27 protein-coding genes are annotated in these 21,501 nt (G+C 50.9%); 14 read left to right on the top strand and 13 right to left on the bottom strand.

All coding sequences use genetic code 11. The features are described from left to right. Positions 1-272 precede the first annotated feature (272 nt). The 4 genes from EDM55_RS13465 to EDM55_RS30960 all read left to right on the top strand — a co-directional run bounded on the left by EDM55_RS13465 (position 273) and on the right by EDM55_RS30960 (position 2,366). Positions 273-773: a hypothetical protein gene (locus EDM55_RS13465; RefSeq protein WP_092267954.1), complete on the top strand. Its 501-nt coding sequence runs from the start codon at positions 273-275 to the stop codon at positions 771-773. Between the two features lie 2 nt (positions 774-775). Continuing rightward, positions 776-1,021, top strand: a complete 246-nt coding sequence (locus EDM55_RS29950; RefSeq protein WP_139228071.1) for a (2Fe-2S)-binding protein — start codon at positions 776-778, stop codon at positions 1,019-1,021. A 170-nt stretch (positions 1,022-1,191) separates the two neighbouring features. After that, complete coding sequence (locus EDM55_RS13460; protein WP_246070827.1) at positions 1,192-2,226, top strand: permease; 1,035 nt, start codon at positions 1,192-1,194, stop codon at positions 2,224-2,226. After that, entirely contained in the window at positions 2,121-2,366 is a 246-nt protein-coding gene (locus EDM55_RS30960; RefSeq protein ID WP_246070823.1) for a TIGR03943 family putative permease subunit, read from the top strand. Before EDM55_RS13460 ends, EDM55_RS30960 begins: the two co-directional genes overlap by 106 nt. 37 nt (positions 2,367-2,403) lie before the next feature. Here the strand turns inward: EDM55_RS30960 and EDM55_RS13450 are convergent, their stop codons facing one another. The 7 genes from EDM55_RS13450 to EDM55_RS13420 all read right to left on the bottom strand — a co-directional run bounded on the left by EDM55_RS13450 (position 2,404) and on the right by EDM55_RS13420 (position 8,980). Then, positions 2,404-3,192 carry an NUDIX domain-containing protein gene (locus EDM55_RS13450; RefSeq protein WP_092267955.1) on the bottom strand — a complete coding sequence of 263 codons (789 nt, stop codon included), beginning with the start codon at positions 3,190-3,192 and terminating at the stop codon, positions 2,404-2,406. Positions 3,193-3,329: 137 nt separating this feature from the next. Further along, positions 3,330-4,211, bottom strand: a complete 882-nt coding sequence (locus EDM55_RS13445) for a metal ABC transporter permease (RefSeq protein ID WP_092267956.1) — start codon at positions 4,209-4,211, stop codon at positions 3,330-3,332. Further along, positions 4,208-5,560, bottom strand: coding sequence for a metal ABC transporter permease (locus tag EDM55_RS13440; RefSeq protein ID WP_092267957.1), 1,353 nt, complete (start codon positions 5,558-5,560; stop codon positions 4,208-4,210). The genes EDM55_RS13445 and EDM55_RS13440 overlap by 4 nt, the downstream gene beginning before the upstream one ends. Beyond that, on the bottom strand, positions 5,557-6,342 hold the full coding sequence (locus tag EDM55_RS13435) for a metal ABC transporter ATP-binding protein (protein ID WP_092268204.1): 786 nt from the start codon (positions 6,340-6,342) through the stop codon (positions 5,557-5,559). Before EDM55_RS13435 ends, EDM55_RS13440 begins: the two co-directional genes overlap by 4 nt. A 34-nt stretch (positions 6,343-6,376) precedes the next feature. Next, the gene (locus EDM55_RS13430; protein ID WP_092267958.1) at positions 6,377-7,321 is read right to left on the bottom strand and encodes a metal ABC transporter solute-binding protein, Zn/Mn family; all 945 of its coding nucleotides are present in this window, start codon (positions 7,319-7,321) and stop codon (positions 6,377-6,379) included. Positions 7,322-7,526: 205 nt separating this feature from the next. Further along, the gene (locus tag EDM55_RS13425) at positions 7,527-8,177 is read right to left on the bottom strand and encodes a response regulator (protein WP_092267959.1); all 651 of its coding nucleotides are present in this window, start codon (positions 8,175-8,177) and stop codon (positions 7,527-7,529) included. After that, the gene (locus EDM55_RS13420; protein WP_092267960.1) at positions 8,174-8,980 is read right to left on the bottom strand and encodes a sensor histidine kinase; all 807 of its coding nucleotides are present in this window, start codon (positions 8,978-8,980) and stop codon (positions 8,174-8,176) included. The genes EDM55_RS13425 and EDM55_RS13420 overlap by 4 nt, the downstream gene beginning before the upstream one ends. A gap of 108 nt (positions 8,981-9,088) precedes the next feature. Between EDM55_RS13420 and thiD the strand changes: the two genes are divergently transcribed. Further along, positions 9,089-9,886, top strand: a complete 798-nt coding sequence (gene thiD / locus EDM55_RS13415) for a bifunctional hydroxymethylpyrimidine kinase/phosphomethylpyrimidine kinase (RefSeq protein WP_122960526.1) — start codon at positions 9,089-9,091, stop codon at positions 9,884-9,886. A 31-nt stretch (positions 9,887-9,917) separates the two neighbouring features. On the opposite strand, the gene EDM55_RS13410 is transcribed toward thiD, so the two are convergent. Together EDM55_RS13410 and EDM55_RS13405 are read right to left on the bottom strand one after the other, a co-directional pair. After that, on the bottom strand, positions 9,918-11,318 hold the full coding sequence (locus EDM55_RS13410; protein ID WP_122960525.1) for a DUF4179 domain-containing protein: 1,401 nt from the start codon (positions 11,316-11,318) through the stop codon (positions 9,918-9,920). A gap of 3 nt (positions 11,319-11,321) precedes the next feature. After that, complete coding sequence (locus tag EDM55_RS13405) at positions 11,322-11,846, bottom strand: sigma-70 family RNA polymerase sigma factor (protein WP_092267963.1); 525 nt, start codon at positions 11,844-11,846, stop codon at positions 11,322-11,324. A 134-nt stretch (positions 11,847-11,980) separates the two neighbouring features. On the opposite strand from EDM55_RS13405, the gene EDM55_RS13400 reads away from it, so the two are divergent. The 9 genes from EDM55_RS13400 to EDM55_RS13360 all read left to right on the top strand — a co-directional run bounded on the left by EDM55_RS13400 (position 11,981) and on the right by EDM55_RS13360 (position 18,474). Further along, positions 11,981-12,196 carry a hypothetical protein gene (locus EDM55_RS13400; protein ID WP_122960524.1) on the top strand — a complete coding sequence of 72 codons (216 nt, stop codon included), beginning with the start codon at positions 11,981-11,983 and terminating at the stop codon, positions 12,194-12,196. An 82-nt stretch (positions 12,197-12,278) separates the two neighbouring features. Beyond that, positions 12,279-13,352, top strand: a complete 1,074-nt coding sequence (gene splB / locus EDM55_RS13395; RefSeq protein ID WP_122960523.1) for a spore photoproduct lyase — start codon at positions 12,279-12,281, stop codon at positions 13,350-13,352. Between the two features lie 167 nt (positions 13,353-13,519). Then, entirely contained in the window at positions 13,520-14,161 is a 642-nt protein-coding gene (locus EDM55_RS13390; protein ID WP_092268205.1) for a deoxynucleoside kinase, read from the top strand. A gap of 45 nt (positions 14,162-14,206) precedes the next feature. After that, complete coding sequence (locus tag EDM55_RS13385) at positions 14,207-14,893, top strand: deoxynucleoside kinase (protein WP_122960522.1); 687 nt, start codon at positions 14,207-14,209, stop codon at positions 14,891-14,893. A gap of 101 nt (positions 14,894-14,994) precedes the next feature. Beyond that, positions 14,995-15,747, top strand: coding sequence for a class I SAM-dependent methyltransferase (locus EDM55_RS13380; RefSeq protein WP_092267967.1), 753 nt, complete (start codon positions 14,995-14,997; stop codon positions 15,745-15,747). Between the two features lie 104 nt (positions 15,748-15,851). Then, positions 15,852-16,175: a hypothetical protein gene (locus EDM55_RS13375; protein WP_092267968.1), complete on the top strand. Its 324-nt coding sequence runs from the start codon at positions 15,852-15,854 to the stop codon at positions 16,173-16,175. Then, positions 16,172-16,939, top strand: a complete 768-nt coding sequence (locus tag EDM55_RS13370) for a DUF3109 family protein (protein ID WP_092267969.1) — start codon at positions 16,172-16,174, stop codon at positions 16,937-16,939. Before EDM55_RS13375 ends, EDM55_RS13370 begins: the two co-directional genes overlap by 4 nt. 68 nt (positions 16,940-17,007) lie before the next feature. Further along, the gene (locus EDM55_RS13365) at positions 17,008-17,517 is read left to right on the top strand and encodes an acyl-CoA thioesterase (protein ID WP_092267970.1); all 510 of its coding nucleotides are present in this window, start codon (positions 17,008-17,010) and stop codon (positions 17,515-17,517) included. A gap of 33 nt (positions 17,518-17,550) precedes the next feature. Continuing rightward, entirely contained in the window at positions 17,551-18,474 is a 924-nt protein-coding gene (locus tag EDM55_RS13360) for an aldo/keto reductase (protein WP_092267971.1), read from the top strand. A gap of 69 nt (positions 18,475-18,543) precedes the next feature. On the opposite strand, the gene EDM55_RS13355 is transcribed toward EDM55_RS13360, so the two are convergent. The 4 genes from EDM55_RS13355 to EDM55_RS13340 form a co-directional block, all read right to left on the bottom strand. Continuing rightward, positions 18,544-18,966, bottom strand: coding sequence for a thiol-disulfide oxidoreductase DCC family protein (locus EDM55_RS13355; protein ID WP_122960521.1), 423 nt, complete (start codon positions 18,964-18,966; stop codon positions 18,544-18,546). Between the two features lie 98 nt (positions 18,967-19,064). Continuing rightward, the gene (hutH, locus tag EDM55_RS13350; RefSeq protein ID WP_092267973.1) at positions 19,065-20,573 is read right to left on the bottom strand and encodes a histidine ammonia-lyase; all 1,509 of its coding nucleotides are present in this window, start codon (positions 20,571-20,573) and stop codon (positions 19,065-19,067) included. Positions 20,574-20,829: 256 nt separating this feature from the next. Next, positions 20,830-21,255 (bottom strand): hypothetical protein, encoded by a 426-nt coding sequence (locus EDM55_RS13345; RefSeq protein ID WP_141295146.1) that lies wholly within the window; start codon positions 21,253-21,255, stop codon positions 20,830-20,832. Then, positions 21,213-21,419 (bottom strand): hypothetical protein, encoded by a 207-nt coding sequence (locus EDM55_RS13340; RefSeq protein WP_141295143.1) that lies wholly within the window; start codon positions 21,417-21,419, stop codon positions 21,213-21,215. Before EDM55_RS13340 ends, EDM55_RS13345 begins: the two co-directional genes overlap by 43 nt. Positions 21,420-21,501 lie beyond the last annotated feature (82 nt).

The following is a 21,501-nucleotide window of genomic DNA, read 5'->3' as shown; positions in this document are numbered from 1 at the left end:
GTCAAATCATGTGAGCGGCTTTTTGGGGGACCCACCTCCTTTCCAGATGGACGAGAGTTGGTACTTCTATTATAAAGGGTTGGAACTGGAATAAAAAGGATGGAAGGATAGGTGATTGGAAGCAATTCTTGCTTGCCTGATGTAGGGCGCTTGTCCCGTAGAGAGACAATCGAAACACAAAAAACTGGGAATCTTTTCATAGCGTGCTGTCTTCGGTACAATACAAGTGAGAATAAGAATTATTATCACATGATGCGGAAGGTTGTGCGTACATGAATCGGGAATGGTCAATGTATTTAGCAAAACAATATGGCATCTCTATCGAAGACGATCTTTCGCAGGCAAAAGGTGAGTATACGGTACAGGATCTGATCGAACAGAAGGTGCAAATGAGGGAGTTTTTAGAAGCGCAGAGCAGTCAGATGAATCATATAGCTTTAGCTGTCACTGGCACGCTGTTTGCCAAGCGTTATTCAGTCCTTAGCATGGGAGTGTTCGATGCGCTTATCCGCTATCAGATTATTTTGGATACCTCGCCTCAGCATATGTTTATTACGCGAAAAGACGGAGGAGAAATGGGGTTTGTTCTTCCTGAAACGGCGGTAAAGCTGTTGAGCGAGCTATCCGACCATGAAGTCGAGGTCTTCCTGTCTTCTTTTGTGTACAAGCACCTGACTCCGTTGTTTCAGCGGGTGTCCGAGGTGTCGAGAAGCAAGACTACACATCTGTTTTCGCAGATTTGTATAATACCGCACAGAAGGCTTTGCAGCTGAAAATGGACATTCCCGAAAAAGCGTTTCAGATCGATCGGCAATGGAAGAGATTACTAGAGGTTCCTGCTGGCTGTGACCGAACGAAAAAGAATCCACTTGCCATGGAGTTTCGCCTCTATCACCCGTCAGATGGAAGCAGTCCCTATTATATCCGCAAGCACTGTTGTCTCGCTTACATCGTACGTGGCGGTGATAAAAGCCGGGTTTGCGATTCATGTCCGCTGCTCTCAGACGATGAAAGAGACTGATTATGGCTGACGCTCATGGAAGATATGCGAGAGTACCCGTTTCATTCGCAAGTGGAGGAAGGGAAGAAGTCGAAGAAGTGGGGGAGAAAAAAATCGTTGTATGTTTGTCCGGAAATGAATATAATTCGGAATGATTACGATTTAGAGAGGGGAAGCTCGAGTTGCTTACGATGCTGCGCCATTTTTTCCTGGAGATTATAGGTGCTCTTATTCTGGGACTGGGAGCCGTCTGGTTGACCACGATCGGCAAAAAGGACTGGTTTGCTGGTGGGCAATGGGAATGGTCGCCGCGTTGGCTGGACGTCAAAACGTTTTTTCTGAGTATCGTCTTGGAAGCCATCCCGTTTGTTTTGCTCGGGGTATTCTTTTCTGCTTTCATCCAGACGTTTATCACAGAAGAGCAGGTTCGGCGCTGGACCCCCAAGCATCCGCTGATAGCGCTTCCCTTTGGAGCGTTGCTTGGATTTTTATTCCCGGTCTGCGAATGTGCCATCATACCGGTTGTACGTCGATTGATTCAAAAAGTCATGCCGCTGCATGTAGGGATCACATTTTTACTAGCGGGCCCCATCGTCAATCCAGTCGTTATGTCCTCTACATACATTGCTTTTACCAGACAGCCTGATATGGCGTTCCATCGAGCGGCAGCCGCTTTTGTCGTTGCGATCTTGATAGGTGCTCTCGTTTATCTGTTTGTGCGTAAAAATCCTTTACGTCTAGGCATGGAATCGCAAATCCGTCATGAGGCAGCGCATTCAGAAGCGATCAGAGGGAGGCTGTCTGCCACCTTTGGCCACGCCATCGATGAATTTTTTGACATGGGGAAATATTTGCTGCTGGGTGCCTTTATCAGCGCCATTCTTCAAGTGTACGTAAGCAGGGAGACACTTGTTGAAGTCGGACAGGCGCCGTATGCTTCTCATCTGGTCATGATGGGTATGGCGTATCTCTTTTCTTTATGCTCCGAGGCAGACGCCTTTATCGCCGCGTCCTTTTCCCAGTCCTTTCATAGTGGGTCCCTATTAGCGTTTCTTGTTTTTGGTCCCATGCTCTATTTGGCTTCGTTTATCGACAGCCCGATTTTACCTCCCAACAATTTGTGGTCGCCCGTTTCTCCGTCACATGCTGCACAGCAGATGCTAGTGTGTTTGGCGTGCTGGTGGAAGACGGGCAGGCGAGCAAATGGGCAAAGGACAGCTGGGTAAAAGTACGAGGTAAGCTGGAGGCAAGAAGTGTGGACGGGTATGACATGCTAGTCCTTCGGGCGAGCAAAGTCGAGCAAGCCAAGGCGCCAAAAGATCCGTATGTGTATTACAATTATGATCTACCAGAATCGAATGGATGAGCGTACACAACCAATTCAGCTGACCGCGCCTACCGAGTCAGCTGAATTCTTTTTTTGCTTCATAACGACAGAGAAGCTCATAAGGCCGCAAGCGAAAAGCTTCATAAGGCAAGTAGTTGGGCTCCAGTGCATCGAGCAATCTACTCCTGAAATGGGGGCGGGTAATCCAGGCTTCCGCATTTTCTTTGGTAATGTTCTTGAATACGACCTCTGAGGTCTCGCCTTCAGCTGGCTGCAGCTCTCCACTGAGATACTCACCACGGAAGACTACACAGAGAATGCCTGAGGTGACATTTTGGTAGATGCCTGTCATCCCGATCAGCCGTACGGTCGCACCGGTTTCCTCCGCAATTTCGCGATGCAAAGCTTCTTCGAGGGTTTCGCCTTCCTCGACTTGCCCACCTGGCATTTCGAGTGTGTCAGGGCGATGCAAATTGCGAACAAGTAATACTTCCCCATCCTGATTGGTGATGAAACCGCTGACGGCAGTAATGTGCCGAGGAGTCTGTGATCCTTTTTGCGAATGCGTAGTAGATGTCAAAAAGTCTTGAGTGAAGTCCAGATACAACTCACCTAATTCTTTACGCTTGCTCATTGCCTTGGTGTGCAAGTCACTCTGTTTGATCATTCGCTCGATTTGTTCGTAGTGCTCCATGCTGTCGTATTCCCATATGGCAACGATCTCGTCTTTGGATTCATTGACCCAGCGCCCGACCAATCTGGCTCCATGCTGAATTTGATTCGGGTACAGATACATGTGAAAAAAATCGGTAAAAACCTCTAGCACCTCTGGGCTGATACGATACGTTTTTCTACGGTAGATCAAGTGCGTCCCTCCCTTATCTCCTATCATTTTCCTTTTACTTCCATAGGGGAACCGTGAAATCCTCCAGGCAATCAAACCATTGTGCGTGACACAAAAACGCTGACGCTCTTTTTTGAACGTCAGCGTTTCCGCTTTTCTTATGCTTCGCCGATGTGGATCTTTCTTCTCGCCACCATCTTGCTGATCATGCCGTGGCGAGGGGAGAACAGGAAAGCCAGGAAAAAGAGCAGCCCAGCTACCGCTGTCATCGCGCCAGCAATCGAACTGTCCAGCCAGGAGGCGAAAAAGTAGCCAAGGATGGCGGAGAGGACACCGACTGCCATGCTGATAAAGAGCATGATGTGGAGACGGTCCGTCAGCAGGTAGGCCGTAGCGCTCGGAACCACCAGCATCGCGACGACCAGAATCGCGCCAACACTTTCGAAAGCAGCGACTGTCGTCAGGGAGACGAGTGTCATCAGAAGGTAGTGGAAAAGGACAACAGGAATCCCGATGGCAGCAGCGAGCGCAGGGTCAAAAGCGCACAGCTTGAATTGCTTGAAAAACAATCCGATGATGAGAAGACTGAACAAAAACACGCCTCCTACCCCCCACAGAGCACGCGGTCCCATGTCCATTCCGCCAAACTGCCAGGTGTCCCATGGAACATAGGCAATCTCCCCGTACAAAACGCAATCCAGATCTAGATCGACCTGTTGGGTATACAGGGAAACCAGCACGACCCCGACAGAGAAGAGGGCGGTAAAGGTAACGCCTATGGCAGCGTCTGATTTGACCCCGCTTTGATGCAGCATCTGAACGATGAAGACCGTGATCAAGCCAATGATGGCAGCCCCCATGAGCATAGGCAGGATTTCCCGGCTTCCGCTGAAAAGGAAGGCGAGTACGATACCAGGGAGGATGGCATGGCTGATCGCATCACCGAGCATGGCCATTCGGCGCAAGATGAGGAAGCAGCCGAGAAACCCGCAAGAGGCAGCCACGAGTGACCCGGTTAGAATGATCCAGAACGAGTTCATAGCGAGAGCCCTCCTTGTTTGGAAGGGTGAAGAAGGTGAGAAACGCTGTGATGGTCGGACAGCCTCGGAGTCAAATCGTAGGCGTTAAGCTGCGCGAGCATGAGTGACAGCGTTGCGTCCGACAGCTGAGGGGCCAATTCCTCTTGGTTTACATCAATCTCCAGGCTGTGGTATTGGTTCTGGTTCATATGATACAAATCCCAAAGACGCTGATTCAGCACGAGCCGGTGAGCTTCCTTCAGTCCTTCAGGCGTGAAGGTCCACAGTGTTTCCACTTCCGTACGTGAAGGCTCTGAGACGAAAGCTAGCTTTTGTAAATCGTACAGAGCTTTGCGAACAGCTGTGGCCCGTTTTCCGCATTTCTGTGCCAGTTGTTCCGCTCCAAAACCGTGATACACGCTGGTAGGGCGGCTTTTTGTCTGTTCCTCCAAACGCTCGTACAAGGCTTGCATGACATCCTCGCGCAGGACTTTTTTACGCATGCGCAAGAAACGAGCCATCCGGGCTAGCACGCCACGGCGAGGGGAGAATAAAAGGGAAAACAGGAAGAAGGCGGTAGCGGATAGCACAATGGTCGGACCTGTTGGCAAATTTTCCTGCTGGGTACTGATCAAGGTTCCGAGTACACCGCTCAAGGCTCCAAAGAATCCGGACAGCAACACCATTTTGCTGAGCTTATCTGTCCAATAGCGGGCTGTGACAGCAGGAGCAATCAGCATGGCGGCTACCAGCACGACCCCAACGGCTTGCAGGCCAATGACGACAGACATAAGCAGCATCAGCATGAGCAGACCATCGAGCAAGCCCATAGGGAAGCCCAGTCCGCGCCCAAAGCCGGGGTCAAAGGAGAGCAGGGTAAATTCTTTGAACAAAAGGGCAGTGATGACAATCAGGACAGCCGCAACGAGCATGATCGTAATGACATCGGTAAAAACAAGAGAAGCTGCCTGCCCAAACAGGAACTTATCCAGACCGCTCTGATTTCCGCTTGCGCTGTGCTGGATGTGAGTCAAGAGCACGATCCCGACCCCGAAAAAGACAGAGAGGGTGAGGGCCAGAGAGGTATCTTCCTTGATTCGTGTATGGCGCGAAATGGCCGTGATGCAGTAGGTGGCTAAAAGTCCAGCGACACCCGCTCCGATCAGAAAGAGACCGATGGACTTGGACCCTGTGAGCAAATAGACTAGGCAGACCCCAGGCAAAGCGGCATGGGCGAGGGCATCGCCTACCAGAGACCGCCCTCGCAGGAAAGCAAAGCAACCGAGAACGCCGCTGCTAATTCCGAGCAACACGCAACCCATGAGGACCCACTGTGTATTGGGATCCTGCAATGCAAGCCAAATATTCATTGCGCGGATGCCTCCTCCGTTGCAGCAGAGCCGGTCAGTAGTACCTGATTGCCCAAGACATGCAGCCGGCCGCCATAGGTCTTCTGCAAATTTTCAGGGGTAAAGGCCTCGTGGGTGGGGCCAGCCGCGATCACACGACGATTGAGCAGGATGGTCCAGTCAAAGTATTCTTCCACTGTTTGCAGGTCATGATGGACGACGAGAACGGTTTTTTTCTGCTGCTTTAGCTCGTTGAGGAGCTGAATGATGGCCCTCTCGGTGGCAGCATCTACTCCAGCAAATGGTTCATCCATGAAGTACAATTGTGCCTCTTGAGCCAATGCGCGTGCCAGAAATACCCGCTGCTGCTGACCGCCGGATAGCTGGCTGATTTGCCGGTTTGCGTAGTCTGCCATTCCTACCTTTGACAGGCACTCCAAGGCAAAGTCGCGGTCCGCTTTTCCAGGGCGACGAAACCAGCCCAGTCTTCCGTATCTACCCATCAAAACGACATCCAGCGCATCCGTGGGGAAATCCCAATCCACGGATTCACGCTGAGGGACGTATCCGACTAGCTTTCGCTGCTGCTTGTAAGGCTTCCCGTATATTTCGGTTTCACCCGAAGCGATGGGGATCAGACCCTGTACCGCTTTGATAAATGTGGATTTCCCCGCACCGTTTGGCCCGATAATGCCAATGAGCTTGCCCTCAGGCACTTCTATGTGCACGCTTCTTAGCACAGGCTTCTTCTGATAGGCAACCGTCAAGTCTTTGACCACCAAGGGAGCTTTTTGCGATGTCATTGTCATACCAAAACCCTTCCTTTCTCCGCGTTGTCTATTTCAACGCCCCAACGATTGTATCGACGTTGTGCTTCACCATACCCAGGTAATTGCCCTCTGGAGTTCCAGGCGCTCCCATGGCATCCGAGAACAATTCACCGCCGATCGAGACTGAGTGGTTTTTGGCGGCAGCCCCTTGAACGACTGCTTCGATCGAGCGTTTCGGGACGGAAGACTCGACGAAGACGGCTTTAATTCGGCGATCGACGAGGGTGTCAACGAGCTTCTGTACATCCTTGAGCCCATACTCGGATGCGGTGCTGATGCCTTGCAAACCAAGTACCTCCACTTCGTAGGCGCGACCAAAATATTGGAAGGCATCATGAGCGGTAACCAGTACCCGCTGTTCCTTCGGGATGGAAGCCAGCTGCGCTTTTGCATAGGCGTCGAGCTCCTTTAGCTCTGCCAAATACTTCTCAGCATTCGCCGAATAATCAGCTTGGTTGGCGGCGTCAAATGCGATCAGATCATCCCGGACCTGCTCGACCGCTTTCATCCACAAGGAGACGTCGAACCAGACATGAGGGTCAGGATTATCAGGGGAAGCGGGATCAGCCAGCAAATCTTCCTTTGTCAATTTGGCAGTAACGGGCTTCACTGGTTTTGTTTTTCCGATTTTCTCGAAGATTTCGACCATTTTTCCTTCGAGGTGAAGTCCAGAGTAAAAGATGATATCAGCTTGATCGATTCGTTTGATGTCGCCTTCTGATGCTTTGTATAAATGCGGGTCGACGCCTGCGCCCATCAGCTGGGTCACTTCGACGTGCTCACCACCTACTTGCTTGACGATGTCAGCGACCATGCCAGTCGTTGCCGTAACCTTCCAGGCACCGTTTCCTTCCTCAGGTGCAGTACTCCCGGAGCAACCGGCAAATACGAGTGTAGTACCCAGAATGAGACTCAACAGCCCTTTTTTCCAACGTGTAAAGTATGTAGACATCAAGTTTGTCTCCCTTCAATTCTTTTTAGTTTATGCATGAATGTTTCCTTAGGGCAACTTTAGCACATAATGATTCCTTGATGCAACAGTATTCGCTTATCACAAAAATGTTTCCTTCGCGCAAAATTTTAGGAGACGAATCTGCTGTTTTTGTGAATCAGCATATGCAAAAGGCAGGTGAGTGTGTCACCTGCCCATTTAACTCCTATTCACGTGCGATGAGATGATGCCTTACAGCGTAAGCGGCCAGCTGCACCCGGTTTGCTAGCTGCAGCTTGTCCAAAATGTTTTTCACATGATTTTTTACCGTGTTTTCCGCGATGATGAGTGTCTCGCTGATTTCTCGATTGGTTTTCCCCGCTCCGACGTACATCACGATTTCTCGCTCACGAGGGGTGAGGATCTCGGGTCCTGTGCCAGTCGGTTGATCTTCTTGACGGAAGCGGTGGAGGAGCCGGTTTGCCATTTCACGGGAAAGCTCGCTGTCTTCTCCCAGTAAAGCATGCAAGTAATTGATCCAGTCGTCTGGCTCCAGATTTTTTAGCAAATACCCCTGAGCGCCAAACTGGATCGCGGTGATCAGGTCGCCGACATCATCAGAAACACTTAAAATAACGACTTTAATGTGGGGGTATGCTTTTTTGACTTCACGCGTGGCTTCCAGCCCGCTCCACTTTGGCATATTGATATCCATCAGCACGAGATCCGGCTGCAGCTCTCCACATAAGTGGAAAGCCTGCTCGCCGTTTTCAGCCTCGCCGATCACTTCAAAAGAAGGGTCAGGATCGAGCAAGCTGCGTATGGCGGATCGTGCCATCGGATGGTCGTCTGCGATTAATACTCGATAGCCGTTCATTTGGCAAAACCTCCAGTGTGAGATGTCAAGGTAATGATGGTGCCGCCACTCGAGCGTGTGCAAATATCCAGTGAGGCCTGCAGCTGCCTCGCGCGGTCCTTCATCATGGACAAGCCGTATTTCTTTGATGTTTCACTGAGCCCAGACAAGCCGATACCATCATCCTCGATGGCAAGTGTCCAGCCCCGCGGTTCGTTTGTCGTGAGCTGAATCCAGGCGTGCTTTGCTTGCGCATGCTTCCGGATGTTGGCAAACGCTTCCTGGATGATCCCAAAAAGCTGAACCTCCTCAGCTGGTGTATAGAAGTTTTCCTTTATTTGCAGCTGCGGGGTAACATCGACACCGGATAGCGCACTCCATTGCGTCAGCCATTTTTCCAGGCGCTGCTCCAGGCTGCCTTCCTCCGGGAGAGAGCGCAGGTTAAAAATAGCTTGGCGCACATGATTGTCTATGGCGGAAACGGCGACGCGAGCATCGTCGAGCTGGCCCTGCTTCAATTTGACATTCAAAAAAAACAGAGATTGGGCAATCCCGTCGTGCAGCTCGCGAGCGAGACGCTCTCTTTCTTCGTAAACCGCTCGCCGGGCTTGTTCTTCCACGATTTTCGCGTTCATTCGTTCGATGGTTCTAAACATCCAGGTGGCAAACAAAAAGGACAGGAGCAGGGTCAGCAGGGTGATATATACGTTGCCAGTCTCCATGGACATGTAGGGCAGCAAAAAGTCATGCCGGACAAACTCAAAGCCACCAATGATGATGGTGGGGATCAGAACAGTCAACCAGTAAAAAATGCGGTAGCTCATTGTGGCAATCCCTTCCTTACCTGTATCAATCAATCCTAGTATACCGAAGCAGGCGGCTGGATGATATACTCGGTATCAGAGCAAGCGTCAGGAGCAGGAGGGAGAACATTGGGTAAAGTGGCAACAGCGTTAACGATAGCAGGTTCCGACAGCGGTGGAGGAGCAGGGATTCAGGCGGATCTAAAGACCTTTCATCAGCTGGGTGTTTACGGAATGAGTGCAATAACAGCCGTAACGGCTCAAAATACATTAGGGGTAGCAGGCGTTTATCCACTTTCTGTGGAGGCCGTATCCCTGCAAATTCGCGAAGTCCTGCGAGATATTGGGGCGGATGCAGCCAAGACAGGGATGCTGTTTGATGCCGCCATCATTTCGGCCGTGGCAGAGGAAGTGAAAGCATTCGGTATTCAAAAGCTGGTGGTTGATCCTGTCATGGTGGCAAAAGGCGGTGCCAAGCTATTGCTTGATGAAGCGATCGTAGCCTTGCAAAAGCATTTGCTGCCGGTATCCGAAGTCGTGACCCCGAATCTGCCAGAGGCGGAGTGCTTGACAGGCATGCAAATTCGCACACCAGAAGACATGCGAGAGGGCGCCCGAGCGATTCACGCACTCGGTGTACGGAATGTGCTTATGAAAGGCGGACATCTGGAGGGAGACATCGTCGTCGATATGCTGTTCGATGGACAAGCCTTTTACGAGATTTCCCATGAGCGGATACAGACGCGACATACCCATGGGACAGGCTGCACCTTTTCGGCGGCACTGACCGCTGAGCTGGCGAAAGGCACCCCATTGGTAACGGCAGTAGAGAAGGCGAACCGCTTTATCTTTGAAGCCATCAAAACCGCTCCACAGCTGGGTGGAGGGCATGGTCCGACAAACCATTGGGCTGTGATTGATGAATAGAAAAGAGAGCCCTTTTGAGGGGCTCTCTTTTTCATTGGCCGGTAATCGGCACGGAAAATCCAGTGGAGAGTCGGGAGGTATAATCCTCCAGCGTGAAGCGGTACTCTTGTGGAGCTCCTTTGTCGGTTTTGCGCTTATAGAGAATGCTGCTGTTTTGCAGATACCCCTTATTTGGCTCTTCGGCAGGACGGGATGAAGTGGAACCACTGGCGTACTCATATTGATTTCCGCGATCATCCGTCAGATCATTCCCGACCGAAAGCATTCGATTTTCGTCTTGACTTCCCACCTGAAGGGAGAGGTCGATGCCCACAACGTCTTGATTTTGCCGAATGGCTGACAGAGTGAGACGGGAGTCGGGTGCTTTGATCAGTTTGCCTGTTTTGGCATCAATGACGACCTGCAGCTTGTGTTTGTCCAGAGCACGGATCCCGTCTGCTTTCAGCACAAGCTGTTTGGGCTGTTCAAAATAAACGCTCTCCAGGTTGTAGGTGACGCCGGTTTCCCCATCTGGCGTGGAGACAATCCCGATGCCCCAGAAAGAGTACGTCCGTCCTTTTTCATCCTCCAGCCGCAGCTGGTCAAATCCGAATATGCGCTTGGAATTGGCTGGATCAAACTGAATAGACACCTCGGTCTGGGTAGGGTAAACGACGATCTTGGTAATGGTAAATTGCTGGTCATCTACGGTAACCTTCTGATTAAGCGGATAAACGGTTTCTTTTAGCGACTCGTACTTTCTCTTATCGATCGGAAAGGAAACTTGAAAGGGCGTATCCAGCTGCTTCTGATCTACTGTAAGGGTAACGTTTGCAACCAGTGCATCCGGAATGTGGGTCGTATCCTGCCAATAAACATCCAGACGATTTTGTTCCAGGCTGGATCGGCTTTCTTCGTTATCTCCCCGAGACGACCAGGAGTATCCGGCAGTCGTTTGTTCACCGTTCTGATTGTAAAATTTGACTTGATTCAGCTCCACATGATGACCAGGCTGTTCGTGGCGAATGGTATAAAAAAGCAGCATCCGCTTTTGATCCATCAGAACCTGATCAACCGTAAAGCGGACACCATCATGCTCAGCGCTGGCGCCAATAGGTTGTATCATGTTGTGCTCAGCGGCCATCTGCAGGCCTTTGTCATCCCGTATTAGCTCAACCAGCTTCTCCATGCCAGGCAGGTGGCTGACATAAGCGGCTACAGCAGGTGAGAGACGAATGGAAAAGAACAGCCCTAGCAGGATAAGGCAAGCGATTCCACTGGTTGCCCAGCGAAAATGTGAGCGGCGTTGTCTTTGGGCAAGCTGCTGCTTGGCCTGTTGCATGCCCATCAGGATGGACAAGTCGATTTTCTCAGGAACGGGGATGCTCTCCACCCTCTGTTTGTCTTTCCACAATTCCTGCTCCAGCTGTTCCCACGATTGATCCTCATGCATTGCCTACCACTCCTTTCCCAGATCGTGCCGAAGCATGTTTAGCCCCTTGTGCAGCCACGTCTTGATCGTTCCTTCTGGCTGGCCGAGGACCGTGGCAATTTCCCGAATTGTCAAATCCTCGAAATACTTCAGAATGACAACGTGGCGGTAGAGGGGAGCGAGCTTGGCGAGAGCTTCTTCCAAATGGAGACGGATAGCCGCTTGGTCAGATTCTCCGATGATTTCTCCTGCTCCCGTTTCTGGTTGTGTGGAGCGCAGGATCAGACGTTTCTTTCGTCTTTGTTCATCCGTACAAATATGAATCACGATGCGCGTCAGCCAAGTAGACACATAAGCAGGATGCTTTACCTGTGACAGCTTGAGATAGGCTCTGCAGGTCGCTTCTTGTATGGCTTCTAGAGCATCCGTCTCATTTCGCAGGAACGCATAGGCGACTTTGTACAGTTTATCCTTGTGTAGCCTCATAAGTTGGTAAAAAGCCTCGTCATTACCGCTTCGGGCTTCCTTTACCAGATGTTCGAGATTCACGTTCACCCCTCCTAGTCGATTAGACGCGCGAGGAGGGCAAACGGTTTTCCTAAAATCAAAACATTATGCTTCAGATGAGAACCGAACGCCCAGCTAGCGCTTACTTTATAGAAAGAAAAGGTGAGGCGAAGTGAATGTGGTGGATCAAATGGGTAACGATTCATGAGTCGTATGGATTGCCGCGAGTAGCGCAGGAGTGCCGCAGATATTTGGAAAGTCAGGGCATCCGCGTACGGATTTATTTCAAGCAAACGAAACGAGCCGGACATGTATACATGCTGCAAGTGCCAGCCGATCAAGAAGAGCTAGCGCGGATCTGTTTACAGGCTTTTAAAGATGCCATTTCGTAGCGGGATGAAAAGGAAGACTGCCAGCTGCCCCCTGTCGGCCTCAGCAAAGGACGGGTCATACTAGTAGGAGGGGGAGTGAGACATGGCCACCAGCGTGAAGGAACCACCGAAGCAGACGGCAGCAAAAAGCTCGCAGCTCTTTGTCCCGGACTACGTATTTGTCGAGCCGCATGCCTTGGATTATCCGCTCGGACGGGAGCTGTACGAGCGCTTTTCCCGGGAAGGCATCCCGATTCAAATGACAACCAGTCACAATCAGGTGCGTGGGATTCCCGGCGAGACAGATTTGGAAAAATACCGCAATGCCAAGCGAACGCTTGTGATCGGCGTACGGAAAACGCTCAAATTTGAAACCTCCAAACCATCAGCTGAATATGCGATTCCACTCGCAACAGGCTGCGCGGCCCATTGCCATTATTGTTATTTGAACACAAACGTGGGGACCAAGCCGTACATTCGTGTTTATGTCAATACGGACGATATCCTTGCGCAGGCGCAAAAGTACATCCTGGAAAGACCAGGGGAAATGACTCGCTTTGAAGCAGCCTGTACATCAGATCCCGTCAGCATTGAGCATATCACCGGGAACCTGAAGCGAGCCATCGAGTTTATGGGCACCCAAGAATTTGGCAGACTTCGATTCGTTACGAAATTTCATCACGTGGATTCGTTGCTGGATGCGAAGCACAACAAGCACACACGGTTTCGTTTCAGCATGAACGCCGATTATGTGATTAAAAACTTTGAACCCGGTACATCCACCTTCGCGCAGCGAATCGAGGCGGCCGGCAAAGTGGCGAGGGCAGGCTATCCACTTGGTTTTATTCTGGCGCCGTTATACTGGTTTGATGGATGGGAAGAAGGCTATACCGACTTGCTGGAGAGACTGCGCAGCCAGCTCGTGCCGGAGGCTTTGGAGGATCTGACGTTTGAGCTCATTTCGCATCGATTTACCAAGATCGCGAAAAATCTGATTCTGCAACGCTACCCTAAAACAAAGCTGGAGATGAACGAAGAGGAACGCAAATACAAATGGGGCAAGTACGGAAAGGGAAAGTATGTGTACCCGGATGTGCAGGCGAAGGCTTTGCAGGCTCATATGGAAAACGAAATCAGCCGCTTGTTCCCACGTGCAAAAATAGAATATTTTACCTAGCGGAAAAAGGAAAAGCTGCCAGAAAAAATGGCAGTTTTTTCTTTTTTGAACGTATAGACAGGCCACGATAGAGGTTTTCTAACATCAAATGATTTTTTTCGACAAAAGATTATGTGCGTGCTACAATATGGAGTGCTCTCATTTTCGTGAAAGGAAACGAAGGATACATGAAGTCCATATTGATTACAGTTGAGGGGCCCATTGGAATCGGCAAAACATCCCTGTCTCGGGAATTGAGCCGTGCGTTTCAGCTGGAGCTGCTCGAAGAGATCGTTTACGAAAATCCGTTTTTGGGCAAATTTTATGAAAACATTGCGGAGTGGAGCTTTCAACTCGAAATGTTTTTCTTGTGCAACCGATACAAGCAGCTTCAAGACATTCATTCCCAGTATTTGAACAAAGGGACTTCTGTCGTTGCCGATTACAATATTTTCAAAAATACAATTTTTGCTAAACGTACGCTGACTGGAGATAACCTGCCCAAGTATCTCAAGATCTATGATATTTTGACCGAGGATTTACCACAGGCAGATTTGGTCATTTATTTGACGGCCTCTATCGATACTGTCATGAAACGAATTGCCTTGCGTGACCGGGAGATCGAAAGAAGCATGGACGTCACGTACATGGAAAACCTGATTGCGGATTACAACGAATTTATGGAAGCATTTGAAAAACATCACCCTGCCACACCCGTCATTAAGTTCAACTGTGATGATTTGGACTTTGTGCATCGTCCTGAAGATTTGCGCAAAGTTCTGGAGACGATTGCTCCTCGCGTTTTGGAGCTGCAGGCGAAGCAGGGGTAAAAAGGGACGAGCTATAGCGAGAACTGTGAATAAGGAGTTGCGTACATGTCTAGGTTTCAAAACAGCCAAATCCGAGAAAAATACGGAATACCAAATAACGCGGTCATCACAATCGGGGGGACGGTCGGCGTAGGCAAGTCGACTTTCACACATGCACTTGCCGATCAGCTGGGCTTTCGAGTGTCCGTTGAAAAAGTGGACAACAACCCGTATTTGAGCCGCTACTATGGTGATTTGTCGCGTTGGGGCTTTCATCTGCAAGTCTTTTTCTTGGCTGAGCGCTTCAAGGAGCAAAAGCGGATGTTTGATTACGGAGGCGGGTTTGTCCAGGATCGCTCGATTTATGAAGACACGGGCATTTTTGCCCGCATGCTGTACGACCAAGGAAACATGACGGAAGAGGACTATCGTACGTATACGGAGCTATTTGAAGCGATGGTCATGACCCCTTACTTCCCGCACCCGGATGTCTTGATTTACCTGGAAGGAAGCTTTGACGACATCATCGATCGCGTAAAAGAGCGAGGACGTCCGATGGAGCAGCAGACACCGGTCGATTATTGGCAGGACTTGTTTGGCCGTTATGAAAAATGGATCAGCTCGTTCAATGCATGTCCGATCCTGCGTGTTAACATCAACGAATACGACGTCGTGGATGACCCTGCTTCGGTAGAGAGCATCATCGCTCGCGTTGCCGAAAAAATTCGTCTCGGGCGAGAGACTCGTTTATAAGTGTGTTGATCCCCCTTTGCGGCTATGGGCTGAGAAAGGGGGTTTTTGTTCTGCGCTGGCGAGGCATAATACACGTACTCTTCCCATAAAGGAGCGCAGACATGGCAGAAGAATGGTTTGAGCGCAGCTTTCAAGAAGATTACATGCTGGTGTACCGGCATCGGGATGATTCCACAGCCGACTCGGAGGTTGTCAATCTCTTGAGGCATTTGCCGATCCGAGACTCGGGGCGAGTGCTTGATCTTTGCTGTGGCAACGGGCGTCATTCAAGAGCTCTGGCTCGCCGGGGCTATGAAGTTGTCGGAGTCGACCTGTCTGCTGTACTCCTCAAGCAGGCAGCAGAACAAAACAGTGATCCGCATCTGACATTCAAGCGTTATGACATGCGCTATCTGCCGTTTCACGACGAATTCGATATCGTGGTCAATCTGTTTACAAGCTTTGGTTACTTCGCCACGGATCAGGAAAACGCGATAGTCGTTCATAATATGGCACAGGCATTGAAAGCAGGGGGAGAGGTGGTCATAGACTACCTGAGTCCTAACCATGTAGCAGAGAATCTGGTGCCTTACTCGGAAAAAGAGGAAGATGGCATGCGGATTCAAGAAGAGCGTTGGATTGAAGATGGCTTCGTCAAAAAACGAATTCTCATTCATGATCCTGCGGCTTCCGATCCTCGTGAGTATGAGGAGCAGGTGCGCTTGTTCACAGTGGAGCAGATGATCGAAATGCTTCAGATGGCAGGCATATCTCCAATCCAGATATTTGGAAACTACGAGTTTGAGCCATTCCATGCTGCAAATTCTGAGCGAATGATTTTCTATGCTATCAAGCAGCCGGTTCTTATTCAATAAAGGGCTGCCCAGCCTGCCGCTTCGATGCTGGAAGCGGTATTTCTTTTGGCATTCTGCGGCTAGTTTGATATGATGGGCAGTAACATCACATCGGAGGGATGAAAATGGATATCCAACAACACGAGCGTTTGCTCCGTCTTTTGACAGACGAATTCGAGAATAAAATGGCAACAGTCACGTTTACACAGTGGGACACAGACAGCGAGGACGAAGAAGAAGAAACCCAGTTTGCGGGCAAGCTCGTTGGCTACAAGCTGACCGATAATGAATTTGAAGAGAAAGATTTGCTGCTGTTGTTTGCAGATGAAGAAGCGGAATCGGTTGAAATCTTGATGGAAATTCCAGGGGAAGAAGTCGATCTGGCTACCTTCGAAAATGGACGCCTCGCCATTTTTGGTACAGAAGCAGAAGTTGTTCTGGAAAAATGAGACGGCAGCAACGATACAGGTACGTGGGTACGCCAGACCCTATGACGCAAAAAGAGGCGTATCAATGCGAGAAATACGTGAAGAAAAATCGGGATAGTCTGGTGAGAGCCGGAGAGTATCTGGTGGATGTGCCTGCGCTGTTGTCCTTGTTTCACCTGGATTGCTGGAATTGTCGTTCCGTGCACGGCGAAACCTGTTGTGAAGGGGGACAGCCGTACGCCGTGCAAAAACAGCAGATGTCGATCTTGGAAGAAGAACTGGCTTTGGTCGCCGCACAGCTGGGGGAAGAAAAGGAACGCACTCACTGGATGGAATACGGGATCTGGGATATTGCGCAGCCACCCGGCACGATTCGCATGCGACATGGAAACTGCCTGTTCTATCAGGAACTGGATGGCAGACGTGGATGTGCGATCCACGCCTATGCTGAAAGGACGGGGAAAGAGCTGTTTCCCCTCAAGCCATTTAGCTGTCAGCTGTATCCGCTAGATCTCATCGATACAGGAGATGCCATCTTACTCACCGCCGTGACGCCAGATACTTCTTCCTTTTCACGCTGGGGAACAGATTATTTGGAGCATTTCTATTGTGCGAGCAAGGAACGCAGGCAGCAGGCGGACCATGTAAACGCTGAGCTGTTTTCGCTGGATGGCTATCGCCCGGCTTATGAATGGAATATGCCTTTGCTGCGCTATTTGCTGAAGGAGCATGCAGAGCAGATCGAAGCCCTTCTGGCAGAACGTTCTGTGAATGTGCCTTGCTAATTGGAACGCGAGACCCCTTGTGTTATGATGGGTACGGCATGTAGTAGATTCGCAAAGGAGTATCAGCTATGAATATCAAGACAATGCAAGATTCGCGTACGATCCAGGCTTCTCTGGTTCAACCATCCGATACGAACTATCACGGTACGATCTTCGGGGGCTCCATGATGGCGTACATCGATGAGGTCGCTGCCATCGCCGCGATGCGTCATTCACGCCGCCCTGTCGTGACCGCTTCTATAGACTCCATCGACTTTTTGGCTCCCGTAAAAATGGGACATTCCATTTGTTTGGAAGCCATTGTAACCTCTACGGGACGCACCTCGATGGAAGTATTTGTAAAAGTCATTTCCGAAAATTTGCAAACGGGTGAGCGTATTTTGACGGCCACCTCCTTCCTGACGTTCGTTGCGCTGGATGAAGCGGGCAACCCTACTGAGGTGCCGGGCATCGTAGCCGAAACAGATGAAGAAAAACGTCTGATGGCATCCGCCGAGGAACGAAAGAAAATGCGCAAAGAGCGCAAGGCGAATACGCAAGCGTTTATCAGCGAGTTGACGATTGAGAAAACCATTTGATCAAAGTGGCTATTGAGAAGAGGAGGGACAGGCATGAAGTACCGCAGACTGGGGAAAACAGAACTGAAAGTATCTGTAGTGGGAGTAGGTACGTGGCAGTTTGGTGGAGAATGGGGAATGGACTTTACCCAGCAGGAAGTCGACCAGATTCTCGATAAGGCAAAGGAACTCGGGATCAACCTGATTGATACGGCGGAATGCTATGGAGATCACCTGTCCGAGCGTTTGATCGGCGGCTATCTGCAAAAGGACCGCCGAGAGGACTGGATCGTCGCTACCAAATTCGGTCATCAATTTCATGACAAGTTTTCCCGAACCGATCAGTACGGTGCAGCAGAGGTACTGCAGCAGCTGGATCAATCCCTGGCTGCTCTGCAAACGGATTACATTGACCTGTATCAATTCCACTCGGGTCCTGATTCGGCATTTGATAACGACGCTCTGTGGACCATGCTCGATAAACAGGTACAGGCCGGAAAGATCAGGCATCTGGGTCTTTCCATTTCGAAAAACGGCAATCTGTATCAGACGAGCAAAGCATCGTCTATCAATGCCAAGACCATTCAGGCTGTTTACAACCGTCTGGATCGCATTCCAGAAGAAGGTGTGTTTGCTTCCTGCGAAGAGCAAGATCTTGGAGTTTTGGCACGTGTTCCTCTGGCGAGCGGATATTTGAGCGGGAAATACAAGCCAGGCTCTGTTTTTGCCGGAAATGACGTGCGCCACAGACACGATCAGCAGCACGTGGCGAATCTGCTGAAGCAGGTGGAGGATATCAAGCAAAACGAAGTGCCAGAAGGAATGGACATGGCTCAGTGGGCATTGGCATGGTGCCTCAAGCATCCTGCGGTAACTACCGTGATCCCGGGAAGCAAGAGCCCTGCTCAGGTCGAAGCGAATGCCAAAGCGGCGGAATTCGTGAGTGACGATCATCCACTAGCGGTTCATCTCTCATAACGGAATAGGAATCGTGGTAAAGGGGCCGTATCAAAGGATACGGCCCCTTTCTATGGGCGAAGCGTACGGTTACTCTAAAAAACGAGAGCGGATGTCAGGGGTAGGCAGCATACAATGCTCGGCCTTGCCCATCCAGCGGTATCGATTCCGTGCGATAAAATCATATCCCATGTCGCGCAGGCTCCTAGGAAGCAGCCCCGCCACGAAGGACAAAGCAGGCCATCCACCACGAAGCTTGCGTCCGACGCGTAAAATGGCATCAGATTTCGTGTAAAGGGTGCCGTTTTCAATCAGTACTACGGATTGCAGGTGATTCTCATGATGAAAAGCTGCCAGCAGCTCGCGTCCCTTCTCCGATTGCAAAGAAGCGAAATGGATGCACCCTTTTGGATCGCGCTGCAAAATAAATTGGACGGCGCCGTGACACAAATGACAAACGCCATCGAAGAGCAGGATCGATGCAGGCTCGCCTGAAGCGTGGATCGGTTTCATAGACGCAGCCCTCCCAGTTCCATGAGAATAATCGTTACGCCTCCATCATATCAAACACACGTTGGAAAAAGAATGGGGAGCATACTCGCTGCTCGCTCCTATTCCCAAAAAAGAGTTCCCTCGCGAACGAGCTGCTCCGCTCTCGCAAGATCCGGGTGCATTTCCCGATCTTCCGTGAGGCGAGGAATGACATTGCGCAGCTGCTGATAAGCGCGCCCCGTACCCGCACCGAGTTCACCTGTACCAAACTCGATAGCTTGGGCTGCCGCCAAATATTCGATGGCGAGTACCTTCGCTGTATTGCCAACGACGGTTCGCAGCTTTCGAGTGGCTGTCGTCCCCATACTCACGTGATCCTCCTGATTGGCAGAAGAAGGGATGGAGTCGACGGAAGCTGGATGGCACAGAACTTTGTTTTCGGAGACGATGGATGCTGCTACGTATTGTGTAATCATGAAGCCAGAGTGGAGGCCGCCGTTCTCTGTCAAAAAGCCAGGGAGCCCGCTTAGCTGTGGATTCACCAGTCTCTCCGTACGACGCTCCGAGATGTTGGCGAGCTCGGCTATCGCAATCGCCATGAAATCGGCAGCGAAGGCCATCGGCTGACCGTGGAAGTTTCCACCGGAGATGACATCGCCCGTTTCGGAGAACAGAATCGGATTATCCGTTACGCTGTTGCATTCCCGTGTGACGGTTTGCCATACGTACTCGAGTGTGTCGCGGGTTGCGCCATGGACTTGCGGGATGCAGCGCAGGCTGTACGGATCTTGTACCCGCAGCTCACCTTGGGAGGAGGTGCGCTCGCTGCCTGCCAGATGGAGCAAAAGCTTGCGAGCAGATTCCTGCTGGCCCGGATGAGGGCGCACGAGATGCAGCTGCGGATCAAAGGCTTTGGGAATGCCGCGCAGAGCCTCTACGGTCATGGCAGAAATGACCTCAGCACTTTCCAGGACAACTCTAGCGTCGTACAGAGCAAGGCAAAGCTGTGCCGTCATGGCCTGCGTGCCATTGATAAGGGCGAGACCTTCCTTTGCCTGCAGACGTATCGGAGCAAGCCCTACCTGTTCGAGAGCGTCTTTTCCGGAAAGCCTTTGACCGTTTACCTCCGCTTCCCCTTTGCCCAGCATGACGAGTACCATATGCGCGAGGGGAGCGAGATCTCCGCTGGCTCCAAGAGAGCCTTGCTGAGGGATGATGGGATGAACGCCGCGGTTGCAAAGCTCCACGAGATGCAGGAGCGTTTCCTCCCGAATGCCGGAGTAGCCTTTTGCCAATGCGTTGATCCGCAAGGCCATGATCCCGCGTACGACCTCTACTGGGTAGGGATCACCCATACCGCACGCGTGACTCATGATGAGATTTTCCTGAAGCTTGCTCACGTCTTCCCCAGAGATCATCACATCAGAGAATTTGCCGAATCCGGTAGTGATCCCGTAGATAACGCGCTGTTCTTCCACCATTCGGTCTACCATGGACCTGGAACGGCGCACGTTTTCGATCGCTTCCTTCGTTAATTCAATGCGCGCACCACCTCTTGCGATTGCGACTACATCTTCAATTCGCAAGTGATTCCCATCCATTTTCATTCCGTTTGCTTGCTGATTCATGTCCTCATTTTCCTCCTTTAGCTTAGCAGAGAACGAAAAGAAAGAGGGGTTAGGATACTAGATCCTAACCCCTCTTCCTGGGCATCTATGTGATTGGCAGACCGTTGAAGCCTTATTTCCCGGCATATGTCTTCCTCACTTTCGTTCAAATGCGGCTGTCTGATTATTTTAAGAAGTACCTCAATTGTAGCGTATGCATGCGCATAGTCAAGTGGTACATTGTCACGGCGACTACACTATTTTCGAAAAAACGGGCTTAGTCCATTTTCCTGATATAGGCGAGTGTCGTTTCTCGATTGGGATAAATGTCATACCATGTACTGTGTGATTTCACTTGAAAGGACGTGTTCCATTCCGTGGAAAGACGACGTAGAGTCCCTCCAAGCATGGCTCCAATGCCTCCCGCATTGCCGCGCAGACCGAAAGAAATGCCGAAACCGCCTTCGATGATGCCATCGCCGAACGTGCCATCGCCGAACGTGCCGTCGCCAAATTTGCCATCGCCAAACGTCCCGTCACCGAATGTTCCTTCGCCGAATTTGCCATCTCCCAATATCCCATCGCCAAACCTGCCATCGCCGAATCGTCCATCCCCCAATTTGCCATCGCCGAAAATGGAGGCACCAAAACCGAAGCCAATCAAGCCACTTCGACCAATGCCGCAAAGACCGATCCTGCCCAAGCCGAATCAGTCGCTTCCCAATACACCGAACCGGATGCCAGCCAATCCAATGCCTCCAAACCGGATGCCAGCCAACCCAATGGCCCCCAATCGGATGCCAGCCAATCCAATGCCGCCGAACCGGATGCCGGCCAACCCAATGCCGCCAAATATGGGTATGCCAATGCCAAATCACCGGCCGCCGAACGTTTCTCCTAACATGCCGCACAGAAGACCAAATTCCTCGCCAAATCGGATGCCGCTGCC

It is taken from the genome of Brevibacillus centrosporus, from assembly GCF_003710815.1.
GTDB classification, from domain to species: domain Bacteria; phylum Bacillota; class Bacilli; order Brevibacillales; family Brevibacillaceae; genus Brevibacillus; species Brevibacillus centrosporus.
The sequence above is the reverse complement of the archived record's forward strand: the minus strand, read 5'-3'. Positions and strand labels throughout refer to the sequence as shown.

What these genes read in the sequence shown, in the direction of transcription:
- EDM55_RS13465 (WP_092267954.1), top strand. Translation starts at nt 273, where the DNA reads ATGAATCGGGAATGGTCAATGTATTTAGCAAAACAATATGGCATCTCT.
- EDM55_RS29950 (WP_139228071.1), top strand. Translation starts at nt 776, where the DNA reads ATGGACATTCCCGAAAAAGCGTTTCAGATCGATCGGCAATGGAAGAGA.
- EDM55_RS13460 (WP_246070827.1), top strand. Translation starts at nt 1,192, where the DNA reads ATGCTGCGCCATTTTTTCCTGGAGATTATAGGTGCTCTTATTCTGGGA.
- EDM55_RS13445 (WP_092267956.1), bottom strand. Translation starts at nt 4,211, where the DNA reads ATGAACTCGTTCTGGATCATTCTAACCGGGTCACTCGTGGCTGCCTCT.
- EDM55_RS13440 (WP_092267957.1), bottom strand. Translation starts at nt 5,560, where the DNA reads ATGAATATTTGGCTTGCATTGCAGGATCCCAATACACAGTGGGTCCTC.
- EDM55_RS13435 (WP_092268204.1), bottom strand. Translation starts at nt 6,342, where the DNA reads ATGACATCGCAAAAAGCTCCCTTGGTGGTCAAAGACTTGACGGTTGCC.
- EDM55_RS13430 (WP_092267958.1), bottom strand. Translation starts at nt 7,321, where the DNA reads ATGTCTACATACTTTACACGTTGGAAAAAAGGGCTGTTGAGTCTCATT.
- EDM55_RS13425 (WP_092267959.1), bottom strand. Translation starts at nt 8,177, where the DNA reads ATGAACGGCTATCGAGTATTAATCGCAGACGACCATCCGATGGCACGA.
- EDM55_RS13420 (WP_092267960.1), bottom strand. Translation starts at nt 8,980, where the DNA reads ATGAGCTACCGCATTTTTTACTGGTTGACTGTTCTGATCCCCACCATC.
- EDM55_RS13410 (WP_122960525.1), bottom strand. Translation starts at nt 11,318, where the DNA reads ATGCATGAGGATCAATCGTGGGAACAGCTGGAGCAGGAATTGTGGAAA.
- EDM55_RS13400 (WP_122960524.1), top strand. Translation starts at nt 11,981, where the DNA reads ATGTGGTGGATCAAATGGGTAACGATTCATGAGTCGTATGGATTGCCG.
- splB (WP_122960523.1), top strand. Translation starts at nt 12,279, where the DNA reads ATGGCCACCAGCGTGAAGGAACCACCGAAGCAGACGGCAGCAAAAAGC.
- EDM55_RS13390 (WP_092268205.1), top strand. Translation starts at nt 13,520, where the DNA reads ATGAAGTCCATATTGATTACAGTTGAGGGGCCCATTGGAATCGGCAAA.
- EDM55_RS13385 (WP_122960522.1), top strand. Translation starts at nt 14,207, where the DNA reads ATGTCTAGGTTTCAAAACAGCCAAATCCGAGAAAAATACGGAATACCA.
- EDM55_RS13380 (WP_092267967.1), top strand. Translation starts at nt 14,995, where the DNA reads ATGGCAGAAGAATGGTTTGAGCGCAGCTTTCAAGAAGATTACATGCTG.
- EDM55_RS13375 (WP_092267968.1), top strand. Translation starts at nt 15,852, where the DNA reads ATGGATATCCAACAACACGAGCGTTTGCTCCGTCTTTTGACAGACGAA.
- EDM55_RS13370 (WP_092267969.1), top strand. Translation starts at nt 16,172, where the DNA reads ATGAGACGGCAGCAACGATACAGGTACGTGGGTACGCCAGACCCTATG.
- EDM55_RS13365 (WP_092267970.1), top strand. Translation starts at nt 17,008, where the DNA reads ATGAATATCAAGACAATGCAAGATTCGCGTACGATCCAGGCTTCTCTG.
- EDM55_RS13360 (WP_092267971.1), top strand. Translation starts at nt 17,551, where the DNA reads ATGAAGTACCGCAGACTGGGGAAAACAGAACTGAAAGTATCTGTAGTG.
- EDM55_RS13355 (WP_122960521.1), bottom strand. Translation starts at nt 18,966, where the DNA reads ATGAAACCGATCCACGCTTCAGGCGAGCCTGCATCGATCCTGCTCTTC.
- hutH (WP_092267973.1), bottom strand. Translation starts at nt 20,573, where the DNA reads ATGAATCAGCAAGCAAACGGAATGAAAATGGATGGGAATCACTTGCGA.